Source organism: Cyanobium sp. N5-Cardenillas (assembly GCF_024345515.1).
Lineage (GTDB): Bacteria > Cyanobacteriota > Cyanobacteriia > PCC-6307 > Cyanobiaceae > Cyanobium.
This window is the reverse complement of the sequence record NZ_JAGQBG010000083.1, coordinates 1-12001: the sequence shown is the minus strand read 5'-3', so window position 1 is coordinate 12001 and position 12001 is coordinate 1. Positions and strand designations below refer to the sequence as shown.

The window sequence follows — 12001 nt, the reverse complement described above, 5'->3', positions numbered from 1 at the left end:
CCTGATCCCCCTCGGCCTGCTGATGGGGATGGGCAAGGACGCCCCCGATCCCGACAGCGAGCTGCTGCCCAAGGGCATCACCGTCTACAACAAAACCGGCGACATCGGCATCGCCTACGCCGATGCCGCCCTGATCCAGCTGCCGGATGGCCAGCGTGCCGTGGCGGCCTTCATGGTGAAGGGACCGTTCAACGATCCTCGCTCGGCCGAACTGATCCGGGCGATGGCCGGCGCCGTCGCCAAGACCCTCGTCAAGAGCCAGTGAGAGCCGTCCTCCCCGCCCTGCTGTTGCCGTGGCTGACCGCCCTGGTCAGTCCCCTGCTGGCCCAACCGCAGCCGTCCGCAGCTCCGAAGCCCGCCCCAGCGCCACCGGTGCTGCGACCGGGCACGGTGGCGCCCCTGCCCGGCCGGCTGGATGCGGTGCCGATGCTGAACGACAACAACCCCGAGGTGATCAAGGGGCCCGGCATCCTGCTCTCCACGTTCGATGGCCAGCGGGGCTACGACGGCCGGCCCCTGGGCGTGCCGGCGGCGCACCTGAACGCCGCCCTCAGCGGCCCCTTCGAGCTGTTCAGCCATCACATCTACGCCGGCACCCCCGAAAGCCTCGACTCCACCCTCTGGCTGGCGGTGGTGGCGGCCCCGCGGGGCAGCGGCCCGGTGAAGCTGCGGACCGTGGCCGGCTCCACCGCCCTGTCCCAGTCGGTGGACCCCGACCAGCCCTCGGCCCCCTTCCTGCCCCTGCCGGCGTTGATGGAGCAGGGCAGCACGCCGATCTGGGCCGGCCCCGGCAGCCGGGTGGCCACCGAGCTGCTGGCCCGGCAGCGCAGCCCCCTGGTGCCGGAGGGCTGGACGCTGCCAGCGGGGCGGCTCAGCACCCTGATGGTGCTGCCGCTGCCGGTGCGCGGCCTCGATCCGCTGCTCAACGGCCTCAATCTGCAGCTGCGCCTCCACAGCGACGCTCCGGTGGATGTGGCCACCCTGGCCGCCTTCGGCCCCGTGGATCGCCCGCCGGATCCAGCCGTCTGGCAGCGCCTGCTGCAGGGCGGCCTCAGCCCGAAGGAGCACAGCCCCAGCCCCCGGGGGGCCAGCGGTCCGATGATCTATTCCCGCGTCAGCGGGGTGCAGGAGGGCAGCGCCTGGGTGGGGCGGATCACCGATCCGGGCCGGCCGACCCTGTCGGTGAGCCGGGCACCGATCTCCTGGCCGATCGCGTCCCTGGAGCGGGGCACCCTGGGCACCGGCCAGGTGCAGACGGCCCCCCTGCGCTCCCTCTATCCCGGCACCGCCTGGGCAGCCCACGGCAACTACGGCGTCACCTACGACCTCAGCCTGCCGCTGCGCAACGACACGACCAAGCCATCGAAGCTCGCTCTGGCCCTTGAATCGCCGATCAAGACCGACCAGCCCCTGGGAGGCTTGCGCTTCAACGCCACGCCGGCGCGGGCGGTGATGTTCCGGGGCACCGTGGAGGTCAGCGGCCTCGACAACGACGCCGGCGGTCCCGGTGGACGGCGCCGCTTCCACCTGGTGCTGCGGGCCGGCCAGGAGGGGCCCACCCTGGGCACGGTCAGCCTGCGACCCGGCCAGGAGCGGCAACTGCGGGTGCGGCTGATCTACCCAGCGGACGCCACCCCGCCCCAGGTGCTGTCGCTGATTCCGGTGACGACGCCGGTGGCCCCAGGGGCGGCTGTGAAACAATCCGGGGCTCCGCCCGCAAGCCGTCCGTGACGCCAACCAGGAAGCGCAGGGTCTTCCCCTTCACCGCCATCGTGGGTCAGGAGGAGATGAAGCTGGCGCTGCTGCTCAACGTGATCGATCCCCGCATCGGCGGGGTGATGATCATGGGCGACCGGGGCACGGGCAAATCGACCACCATCCGGGCCCTGGCCGATCTGCTCCCGGCGATCGACGTGGTGGCCGGCGACCCCTACAACAGCTCCCCGAGCGACCCCGACCTGCAGAGCAGCGAGGTGCGCCAGCGGGCCGAGCGGGGCGAACAGCTGCCGGTGGAGGCCCGCCAGGTGCCGATGGTCGACCTGCCGCTGGGGGCCACCGAAGACCGCCTCTGCGGCACCATCGACATCGAGAAGGCCCTCAGCGAGGGCGTGCGCGCCTTCGAGCCGGGGCTGCTGGCCAAGGCCAACCGCGGCCTCCTGTACGTGGATGAGGTGAACCTGCTCGACGACCACCTGGTGGACGTGCTGCTGGATTCGGCCGCCTCGGGCTGGAACACGGTGGAACGGGAGGGGGTGAGCGTGCGCCACCCGGCCCGCTTCGTGCTGATCGGCTCCGGCAACCCGGAGGAGGGCGAGCTGCGGCCCCAGCTGCTCGATCGCTTCGGCATGAGCGTGGAGGTGCGCACCGTGCGCGATCCCGAGCTGCGGGTGCAGGTGGTGGACCAGCGCACCAGCTTCGATGCCGACCCCGACAGCTTCAGCGACCGGCTGCAGAGCACCCAGGAGGCCCTGCAGGCCCGTGTGGTGGAAGCCCAGGAGCGGCTGCCCCAGGTGCGCATCGACGACGACCTGCGCGTTCGCATCTCGGCGGTCTGCGGCGAACTGGATGTGGACGGCCTGCGGGGTGACATTGTCACCAACCGGGCGGCCCGGGCCCTGGCGGCCTTCGAGGGCCACCTGGAGGTGAGCGACGACGACGTGGCCCGCGTCGTGGCCTGCTGCCTGCGCCACCGCCTGCGCAAGGACCCCCTCGAGCAGATCGACTCCGGGGATCGGGTGGTGAAGATGTTCTGCAAGGTGTTCGACCACGCCGGCAGTGACCCCGCCGCCTTCCAGCTGGCCCTGGCGGGGTGAGGAACGCGGTGTGAGGATTCTTGGCATCGACCCCGGCCTGGCGCGCGTCGGCTACGGGGTGATCGATGTGGAGGGTCGCTCCGCCGGCGGCGGCGGCCACCAGCGCCTGCTCGACTGCGGCATGATCCGCACCGAACCCGGCCGCAGCGACGGCGACCGCATGGTGGAGATCGCCCGCGATCTGCGGGTGATCGTGCGCCGCTGGCGGCCCGAGCTGGCGGCGGTGGAGAAGTTTTTCTTCTACCGCTCCAGCACCACCATCTCCGTGGTCCAGGCCCGGGGGGTGGTGATGATGACCCTGGCCCGCTTCGCCATCCCGGTGGTGGAGTACCCGCCGATGCAGATCAAACTGGCCCTGGCGGGTTCGGGCCACGCCGAGAAGGACGAGGTGCTGGCGGCAGTGATGCGGGAGCTGGCGTTGGAGCACCCACCCCGACCCGACGATGCCGCCGACGCCCTGGCGGTGGCGTTGACCGGCTGGTTTCAGCGGTGAGCTCGCCCGCCGGCGAAGGGACCTCCAAGGAGGAGCTGCGGCGCCTGTTCCGCCGCCGCCGGCGGCAGTGCATCGCCACCGCCGCCCCGGGGATCCTGGCGACGGCGCAACGGCACCTGGGCGCCCTGCTGGCTGGGCGTGGCGGAGACCTCGGGCTCTACTGGCCCCTGGGCAGCGAGCCCGACCTGCGCCCCCTGGCCCAGCCCTGGGGCGGCTGGCTGGCCCTGCCGGCGGTGGCGGGCGACGGGCTTGTGTACCGGGGCTGGGCTCCGGGCGATCCCCTCGCCGACGACGCCTGCGGCATTCCCGCTCCGCTCGGGCCGCACCGGCCGCCGGAGGCCATGGCCCTGCTGCTGGTGCCCGCCCTGGCGGTGGCCCCCTGCGGCCTGAGGCTGGGATCGGGCGGTGGCTGGTACGACCGGCTGCGGGCCGATCCCCAGTGGGCGGCGGTGCCGGCCCTGGCGGTGCTCCCCGCCGTCTGCACGGCGGCACGTCTGCCCCGCGATCCCTGGGACATCCCCTTCGACGGCTGGATCGATGAACGGGACTGTCACCTCACCGAGGCGGGGCGCCGGAAGATTGCAAGCTCGTAACGATGGCGCCGCCATCGGGCCAATCCTCCGTTGGTTTGCCAGGATCGGCGCAGTGCATCCGTGCCGTCCTTGGATTCGATCCTCTCGTCGCTCCAGAACCGTCCCCTGACGGCCGCCGAGCGGGTGATGACCTCCGAATTTCAGACCCGTGGCGCCTCCAGCGACGCCCTCTCGATGATGGTCAGCTCGGTCGCCAGGATGGTCCAGGCGGGCAAAAGCAGCGATAGTCGCTGGAAGTCCAACTGAGTTGCGGATGAAGCCCCTCCTTGTTTCTGGGCTGATCGGCCTGGCCTCCCTGGTGCTGGCCCCCTCCCAGGCACGAGCCCACGCCATCGAGAGCAGCCTGGAGCGGCTCACCAGCCTGAGCAACTCCCTCCGCCTCGAGAGTCAGTTCTCCAGCGGCCAGCCGGCCAGCGATGCCGCCGTGCGCCTCGTGCCCCCTGACGGGGGTACGCCGATCGAACTGGGGCGCACCGACGCCACCGGCAGCATCGTCTTCACCCTGCCGCCCCAGGCCAGCCGCCAGTGGGAGGTGCAGGTGGATGCGGGCCCCGGCCATCGGGACTACCTCGAGCTGCCCGAGCCCGCGGCGACCCCTTCGAAGCCCGCACGGGTGAGCCGCTCCCATTCCTACCCTCAAGCGGAGGGTTGGGCCCTGGTGCCCCCCCTCGGCGTGCTCGCCGTGGCCGGACTGGCCGGGATGCTGAGGCCGCGCCGTCCGTCCTGAGTCCCTTCCTTGTCGTCCATGGCCACCGGCAGTCCCGCCCTCGATCGGATCGTGGAACGCCTGGCAAGCACCAGCGACCCGCGCCGCCGTTACGAGTACGTGCTGTGGCTGGCCAAGAAGCTGGAGCCCTTCCCGGACGACCTGCGCCTGGATGCCTTCAAGGTGAAAGGGTGCGTCTCCCAGGTGTATGTGGTGGGGCAGCTGGAGGAGGGAAAGCTCCACTGGCGCGGTGATTCCGATGCCCAGATCACCAAGGGGTTGCTGGCGCTGCTGATCGAGGGGCTGGAAGGGATGACCCCGCAGCAGGCCACCGCGCTGGATCCCGCCTTCATCGCCGCGACGGGCCTGCAGGCGAGCCTGACGCCTTCGCGGGCCAACGGTTTTCTCAACATCCTGCGCACCATGCAGGCCCAGGCCAGGCAGCTGCAGGCCGATTGATTTCTAGGATGGTGGTTTGTGGGGTTGCAGCCCATGACCATCGGCATCGGCTTGCTCGGGCTGGGCACGGTGGGGAGCGGCGTGGCGGCGATCCTGGCCAGTCCCCAGGGCCGGCATCCGCTGGTCGGCGAGCTGGTGCTCGAGAGGGTGGCGGTGCGCGACCTCCAGCGCCCCCGCCCGCTGACCCTGCCGCCGGAGCGCCTCACCACAAACCCTGAGGCGGTCATCGACGATCCGAGGGTGGACATCGTCGTGGAGGTGATGGGGGGCCTGGAGCCGGCCCGCAGCCTGTTCCTGCGCGCCATCGCCGCCGGCAAGCCCGTGGTCACGGCCAACAAGGCGGTGATCGCCCGCTACGGCCAGGAGATCGCCGCCGCCGCCGCCAGCCAGGGCGTCTACGTGCTGATCGAAGCCGCCGTGGGCGGCGGCATCCCGATCATCGAGCCGATCAAGCAGTCCCTGGGCGGCAACCGGATCCAGCGGGTCAGCGGCATCATCAACGGCACCACCAACTACATCCTCAGCCGCATGGCCGATGAGGGGGCGGCCTACGCCGAGGTGCTGGCCGACGCCCAGCGGCTGGGCTACGCCGAGGCCGATCCCGCCGCCGATGTGCAGGGGGGTGACGCGGCCGACAAGATCGCCATCCTGGCGGGGCTGGCCTACGGCGGGCCGGTGGAGCGCGGCGGCATCGCCACCGAAGGCATCGATCGGCTCGATTCCCGTGACGTGGCCTATGCCGCCCAGCTCGGCTTTGTCGTGAAGCTGCTGGCGGTGGCCGAACGGGTGCCGGACGACGGCCCGGCCGGGCCGCCGGATGGGGTGGCCCTGGACGTTCGCGTCCATCCCACCCTGCTGCCGAAGCACCACCCCCTGGCGGGGGTTCATGGGGTCAACAACGCGATCCTGGTGGAAGGGGATCCGGTGGGGCAGGTGATGTTCTTCGGCCCAGGCGCCGGGGCTGGTCCCACCGCCTCAGCGGTGGTGGCCGACATCCTCAACATCGCTGGCATCCGCCAGGTGGGCGGCCCCCAGGCCGGCCTCGATCCCCTGCTGGCCGCCAGCAGCTGGCGCCACTGCACCCTGGTCGACGGCTCCCTGAGCCGCCACCGCAACTACGTGCGGCTCAGCACCCGCGACGAGGCCGGCGTGATCGGCCGCATCGGCACCTGCTTCGGAGCGGCCGAGGTGTCGATCCAGTCGATTGTGCAGCTCGACGCCAGGGAAGGGGAGGCGGAGATCGTCGTCATCACCCACGAGGTGCGCGAAGACCGGTTCCGCGAAGCCCTGGCCGCAATCGAGGCGCTGGAGGGTGTGGAGCGGGTGGCCGCCTGCCTGCGGACCCTCTGAGCCGGTCCTGAACCGTCCCGCCGTTCAGCGCCCCTGGCGGAGGCGTTGCCTCACGTGGCGGCTGAAGCGGAAGGCGACGGCCACACCGGCCAGGGGCAGGGGGCCGGGCACCGAGGCTGGATCGGGGCCCTCAGCGATGGGCCCCTCGCCGGGACCATCGGGAAGGTCGCCGGGCAGCTGGTCGGTGGGGGCTCCTGGGGGGAGCTCCGTACCCGGGAGCAGCGGGGCGGTTTCGAACACGTCCCCAACCTGCCGCTGGCCGGGATTCTCGCCGGCGGGCTCGGCGGCAATGGCAAGCTCCAGGGCGTCAGAGGTGGATGCGTCCTGCTCCGAGGAGCCGACTGACACGATCCGGAAGGGAACGAAGCCTCCGGTGGCCCCGTTGAAGACGTTGTCGAACAGGGTGCCCGCCTGCCAGGTGAGCCGCGCCCCAGGGGTGGAGGCGGTACCGGGCCAGAGGAACGAGAGGGGGCTGCTCAACCGGAACAGGCTGCCGCCTGTGGCGATGCCGGAACGGGCCAGGAAGACGCCGGAGGGCACTACAAAGCCATCGACGCTCACCTCGTAAGGGGCAACGCTGTACTGGAAGGGAGGCACCACCAGGCCCGTGACGGGGTTGGCCAGGCCGATCCCGCCGGACCCGACGAGGTACTCAGGTGAGGCGCCGAATCCTGGAGTCAGGAGCTCGCGCAGCTCCTCCAGGGCTCCCAGGCTTTCGTTGGGAAGGCTGCCCACGGCGGGGGCGGCGGTGCTGGCGACCAGGCAGGTGAGCAGCAGCAGCGGGGGGTAAAGGTGGACGGAGGGGCGGAAACGACCCAGAGGAAGGGCACCGAGGGTAAAGGGGCGCACCATGGAGACCTAAACAAGTCTCACCAATCTATCAGGCAGCACTCAGGAAGCTCGCCATCCTCCTTAAGTGGCACTGGGAGGGTGGTCGTGGGGGCTCTGGCGCAACGCCGCTGACGTCGCCGGTCAGCCCCCCTAAGGTCTGGGCCGCCGGCCTGCCCTGTTCCACCTCCGCGAACCGACCACGGATGCCTGACTATTCCGCCAGTCGCGAGGACCACATCGCCAGCTTCGGCCGCCTGTTCGCCTGGAGCGGAGGCGGGCTGCTGCTGGTGTTTCTGGCCTTCGTTCTGGTCGATTCCCTGCCCCTGCAACTGCTGAATCCCGCCTGGCAGCTGCGGTTCACCAACCGCATGATCAACACCTCCCTGCTGGCGCTGGTGGGATTTCTGCTGCTGCACCTGGGGCTCTACATCGAACCGGCCAACGGCTTCCTGCGGGCCCAGCTGGCCATAGCCCGTCAATGGGCGATCGTCGTGGTGGTCGCCTTCCTGCTGCTGGTGCCCCTGCAGGGTTTCGCCACCTGGCGGGTCCTCTCCCAGGCGCAGGGCACCCAGGCGATGCAGCGCACCATGCTCGGCGAGCGGGTGACGGTGATCCGCCAGGCCATCGAAGCGGCCACCAGCCCCCAGGACCTGCAGACCCGGTTCTCCCGACTCCAGGGCCCCCGCCCCCAGCTGCCTGCGGCGGCCCTCAGCCTCCCCCTCGGCGAGCTGAAACGCAGCCTGCTCGATGAACTCCAGCGGACCGAGACCCGCGCTACCGGCCGGATCGGCGGCCCCGCCCCCACCGACGTCTGGGCCCTCGGCCAGGGGGTGGCCAGGGTCAGCATCGCCGCGCTGGGTTTTGCCGTGGCCTTTGCCGCCGGTGCCCAGCGGCCGGGGGCCTCGCTCACCCTGCTCCAGCAGCTGGGCAGGCGGCTGGAGATCCTGCTCGGGCGACGCCCGAAGTCGAACCGACGCGCCCCCTGACCACCGCCACCGAGCCCAGCGCAGGCAGGCCGCTTGAATGGGCCCCACCGGATCGCAGGGTCTTGCCGACGTCCAGGGGGAGAACAGGCCAAACAGCGTTCGCCATGGCGGCGAGCCTCACCACCCTGCTGCTGGCTCTGCCGCTGCTGGCGGGTTGTCAGCCGAGGCGGACCAGCCCGTCCCTGATCGTGGCCACCAAGAGCCGCATCGACTCCCTCGATCCGGTGCAGGCCTCCCGCATCGGTGTCATGCAGGTGCTCAGCGGCCTCGGCGACCCCCTTTACGCAATCGACAGCAACGGCCGGCTCGAGCCGCGGCTGGCCACCGCCCTGCCGGTGCTGAGCGGCGATGGGCTGCGGGCCCGGATCCCCCTGCGCCGGGGGGTGCTCTTCCACGACGGCACCCGCTTCGATGCCGACGCCATGGCGTTCTCCCTGCGCCGCTTCATGGCGATCGGCACCCTCGGCTACCAGCTGGGCGAACGGGTCGAAAGCGTGCGGGTCACCGCCCCCTACGAAATCGAGCTGGTGCTGAAGCGCCCCTTCAGCCCGCTGCCGCGGCTGCTCAGCGCCATCTTCCTGACCCCGGTGTCCCCCACCGCCTACCGGCGGCACCGCGACAAGCCCCTCAACGACCGCTTCGTGGGTACCGGCCCCTACGCCCTGGCCTTCTTCGGCGGCCAGCAGCAGCGGCTGACCCCCTGGCCCCGCTACTGGGGCAGGCGGCCGGCCAACGCGGGCATCGACCTGGTGACCCTGAGCAACTCCACGGCCCTGTTCGGGGCCCTGCGCAGCGGCGAGGTCGACCTGCTGCTCAACAGCGGTCTGGAGATCGACCATCAGCAGGCCCTGCACCGGGACGCCGCCGCCGGTCGCCTGCGCGAAGCCATCGGTCCATCCCAGGAGATTGCCCTGGTGTCGCTGCTGAGCGACCAGCCGCCACTGAACCGCACGGTCCTGCGTCAGGCCGTGGCCCGCAGCCTGGATCGGGCCACCATCGTCCGGCGGGTGACCCTGGGGCTGCGCTCCCCCCAGCGCCAGCTCATTCCCCCGGACCTGCCGGGCTCCGATCCCAGCGCCTGGCCGGCCTACGACCCCGCCCAAGCCCGCGTCCTCTACCGCCAGGCGGGCTATTGCCAGGGGAAGGTGCTCACCCTGCCGCTCACCTACCGCTCCGACATCCCCACCGACCGTCTGTTTGCCCTCACCTGGCAGGCCCAGCTGCGCCGCGACCTGGGCGATTGCGTGACCCTGGAGGTGACCGGCATGGAGGCCACCACCGCCTACTCCCAGCTCGACAAGGGCGCCCTGACGATGCTCTTCTACGACTGGATCGGTGACTATCCCGATGCAGAGAACTTCCTGATGCCGCTGCTGTCCTGCAGCAAGGCCGAGGGGAACCGTTGCCTCAAGGGCAACAGCGTCCTGGGCGGCAGCTTCTGGACGGCGCCGGGGCTGGAGGCGGAGCTGCTGCGCAGCAGCCAGCTGGACGGCCCCGAGCGGGTCGCCCTGCTGGTGGCCATCCAACGCCGCGTCGCCGCCGCCAGCCCCTACCTGCCGGTGTGGCTCAGCGCCCCGGCGGCCTGGGGCGGTCTGGGTGTCAGCCAGCCCCGCTTCGACGGATCCGGCCGGGTGCGGCTGGGCGAACTGCGCCGTCTGAGCGCCGCCGACGGAGCCCGGTTGCCATGAGCCGCCGTTCCGACCTGGCGCGCTACCTCGCCTCCCGGCTGGCCCTGGCGCCGTTGATGCTCTGGCTGATCGCTTCGCTGGTGTTCCTGCTGCTGCGGGTGGCCCCCGGCGATCCGATCGATGCCCTGCTGGGCACCCGCGCCCCGGAGGCGGCCCGCGCCGCCCTGCGGACCCAGCTCGGCCTGGATCGCCCCCTGGCCGAGCAGTACGGCCGCTTCCTGGGCCACCTGCTGCGGGGCGATCTGGGCCAGTCGCTCACCAACGGCGAACCGGTGACCCGCCTGATCCAGGACAGCCTGCCGGCCAGCCTGGAGCTGGGGGTGGTGGCGCTGCTGCTGGCCGCCATCGTGGGTCTGGCGGTGGGCTTCAGCGGCATCGCCCGCCCCGAGGGGCGCCTCGATCTGGCCGGCCGGCTCTACGGCATCGGCACCTACGCCCTGCCCCCCTTCTGGGCTGCGATGGTGGTGCAGTTGGTGTTCGCCGTCTGGCTGGGCTGGCTGCCGGTGGGGGGACGCTTCCCCGCCACCCTGATGCCGCCGCAGGGCACGGGCTTCTACCTGCTCGACAGCCTCAGGGCCGGCAACTGGCAACAGCTTGGCGGCAGCCTGCGCCACCTGGTGCTGCCGGGGGCCACCCTGGGCCTGCTGCTCAGCGGCATCTTCACCAATGCCCTGCGGCTCAACCTGCGCCGTGCCCTCGGCTCCGACTACGTGGAGGCCGCCCGCAGCCGCGGCCTGAGTGAACGGCGCGTGGTGCTGCACCATGCCCTGCCCAACGCCCTGCTGCCCGTACTCACGATCACCGGCATCACGGTGGCCTCCCTGATCGGCGGCGCCCTGCTGATCGAGGTCACCTTCTCCTGGCCCGGCATCGCCTTCCGCCTGCAGGAAGCGATCGCCCAGCGCGATTACCCCCTGGTGCAGGGCATCGTGGTGGTGGTTGCGGCCCTGGTGGTGCTGGTGTCGGTGCTTGTCGACCTGGTGGTGGCCCTGCTGGATCCACGCATCCGCTTCTGAGTTCAGGGCTGGGGCTGGGGCCCCGGATCAGGGATTCAGGCCGGCCTTCCAGCGCCGGGCGGCGGCGGCATCGAGCACGTCGAGGGTGACCCCCTGGTGCACCCGCCGCTGGGCGGGCAGCAGCAGGGGCTGCTCCAGGGTGTGGAGGTACTCGATGGTGAGGCGCAGCAGCGCCGATTGCACCCTGGCCGGATCCACCCCCACCAGCTCGGCATCGAGCCGGAACAGCACCTCATCGGTGGGCATCAGCCGCACGGGGGAGAAGTGGCTGCCGCCCTCCACCATCACCAGGCGACTGCGGGGATCCCGCCCCTGGAGAAACAGGCGCAGCTGCTCCTCCAGGGGGGGAGTCACCAGATCGAGACTGCCCCCCACCATCAGCACCGGCACCCCGAGCGAGGCCAGACCCCGACGGGGCCAGAGCAGGCTGCCGAAGCCGTTGAGCAGCACCAGCCCCCGCAGGTCGGCGGGGGGGGCGGAGCGTTCCGGCAGCTGGGTGCTGGGAAGCTGGCACTGCAGCAGACGGGAGGGGTTGGCGATCGGCAGCCGATCGAGGGCCTTGCGGCAGCGCTCCCCCAGGCCGGGCTCCGGCACCACCCCGGCCGCCAGCAGGGCGGAGAGGCCCCCCATCGAATGGCCGAGCAGCACCACGCCCTTGCCCTGCACCGGCAGTTCACCCCGGCGCTGGGCCGCCAGCACCGCATTGATGTCGGCCAGCCGGACGGCCAGGGTCTCGGCTCCCGGTGGGGGCCGCTGGCCGTCGAGGGCGGCCTTGAGGGCGGGGCCATCGCTGCCGGGGTGCTGCACCACCACCACCGGCCAGCCCCGTTCGGCCAGCTCACCGGCCAGCCAGCCAAACTGGTCGGCGTTGCCCCCCAGCCCGGGCATCATCAGCAGCCAGGGCCGGTCCGGTGACACGCTTCCCCTCTGACCCGCCGGGGCCTGCGCCGACCAGATCTCCAGGGGCAGGGGCAGGGGGCGGTGCGCCACCACCAACCCCTGCCGGCGGGCCCTCAGGGAGGTGCGTTCTCCGAAGGCGAAGGGGACGGTGCGGCGCTCCGGCAGC

Annotated in this window: 14 protein-coding genes; 12 read left to right on the top strand and 2 right to left on the bottom strand. The window is 71.6% G+C overall.

Translation table 11 applies throughout. The features are described from left to right. The 9 genes from KBZ04_RS08360 to KBZ04_RS08320 all read left to right on the top strand — a co-directional run. The coding region (locus KBZ04_RS08360; RefSeq protein WP_254991494.1) for a serine hydrolase at positions 1-265 on the top strand (265 nt) is incomplete at its 5' end. After that, a complete protein-coding gene (locus tag KBZ04_RS08355) occupies positions 262-1731 on the top strand; it encodes a DUF3370 domain-containing protein (protein ID WP_254991493.1) in 1470 nt (489 codons plus the stop codon). The genes KBZ04_RS08360 and KBZ04_RS08355, both read left to right, overlap by 4 nt. After that, positions 1728-2813: a magnesium chelatase ATPase subunit I gene (gene bchI / locus KBZ04_RS08350; RefSeq protein WP_254991492.1), complete on the top strand. Its 1086-nt coding sequence runs from the start codon at positions 1728-1730 to the stop codon at positions 2811-2813. Before KBZ04_RS08355 ends, bchI begins: the two co-directional genes overlap by 4 nt. A 10-nt stretch (positions 2814-2823) precedes the next feature. Continuing rightward, positions 2824-3306, top strand: coding sequence for a crossover junction endodeoxyribonuclease RuvC (ruvC, locus tag KBZ04_RS08345; protein WP_254991491.1), 483 nt, complete (start codon positions 2824-2826; stop codon positions 3304-3306). Next, positions 3303-3899 (top strand): 5-formyltetrahydrofolate cyclo-ligase, encoded by a 597-nt coding sequence (locus tag KBZ04_RS08340; protein ID WP_254991490.1) that lies wholly within the window; start codon positions 3303-3305, stop codon positions 3897-3899. Before ruvC ends, KBZ04_RS08340 begins: the two co-directional genes overlap by 4 nt. A 69-nt stretch (positions 3900-3968) precedes the next feature. Further along, the gene (locus KBZ04_RS08335; protein WP_254944116.1) at positions 3969-4145 is read left to right on the top strand and encodes a hypothetical protein; all 177 of its coding nucleotides are present in this window, start codon (positions 3969-3971) and stop codon (positions 4143-4145) included. A 7-nt stretch (positions 4146-4152) separates the two neighbouring features. Beyond that, positions 4153-4626 carry a hypothetical protein gene (locus KBZ04_RS08330; protein WP_254991489.1) on the top strand — a complete coding sequence of 158 codons (474 nt, stop codon included), beginning with the start codon at positions 4153-4155 and terminating at the stop codon, positions 4624-4626. Between the two features lie 18 nt (positions 4627-4644). Continuing rightward, positions 4645-5064 (top strand): SufE family protein, encoded by a 420-nt coding sequence (locus KBZ04_RS08325; RefSeq protein ID WP_254991495.1) that lies wholly within the window; start codon positions 4645-4647, stop codon positions 5062-5064. Positions 5065-5097: 33 nt separating this feature from the next. Next, a complete protein-coding gene (locus KBZ04_RS08320) occupies positions 5098-6414 on the top strand; it encodes a homoserine dehydrogenase (RefSeq protein WP_254991488.1) in 1317 nt (438 codons plus the stop codon). A gap of 24 nt (positions 6415-6438) precedes the next feature. Here KBZ04_RS08320 and KBZ04_RS08315 read toward each other — a convergent pair whose 3' ends face one another. Then, positions 6439-7266: a hypothetical protein gene (locus tag KBZ04_RS08315; RefSeq protein WP_254991487.1), complete on the bottom strand. Its 828-nt coding sequence runs from the start codon at positions 7264-7266 to the stop codon at positions 6439-6441. Positions 7267-7448: 182 nt separating this feature from the next. Between KBZ04_RS08315 and KBZ04_RS08310 the strand changes: the two genes are divergently transcribed. The 3 genes from KBZ04_RS08310 to KBZ04_RS08300 all read left to right on the top strand — a co-directional run bounded on the left by KBZ04_RS08310 (position 7449) and on the right by KBZ04_RS08300 (position 10935). Further along, positions 7449-8231 carry a hypothetical protein gene (locus tag KBZ04_RS08310; protein WP_254991486.1) on the top strand — a complete coding sequence of 261 codons (783 nt, stop codon included), beginning with the start codon at positions 7449-7451 and terminating at the stop codon, positions 8229-8231. Positions 8232-8335: 104 nt separating this feature from the next. Further along, the gene (locus KBZ04_RS08305; RefSeq protein WP_254991485.1) at positions 8336-9919 is read left to right on the top strand and encodes an ABC transporter substrate-binding protein; all 1584 of its coding nucleotides are present in this window, start codon (positions 8336-8338) and stop codon (positions 9917-9919) included. Next, the gene (locus KBZ04_RS08300; RefSeq protein ID WP_254991484.1) at positions 9916-10935 is read left to right on the top strand and encodes an ABC transporter permease; all 1020 of its coding nucleotides are present in this window, start codon (positions 9916-9918) and stop codon (positions 10933-10935) included. The genes KBZ04_RS08305 and KBZ04_RS08300 overlap by 4 nt, the downstream gene beginning before the upstream one ends. A gap of 27 nt (positions 10936-10962) precedes the next feature. Here KBZ04_RS08300 and KBZ04_RS08295 read toward each other — a convergent pair. Beyond that, positions 10963-12001 (bottom strand): alpha/beta hydrolase family protein (locus KBZ04_RS08295; protein WP_254991483.1); only part of this gene is annotated, 1039 nt, incomplete at its 5' end.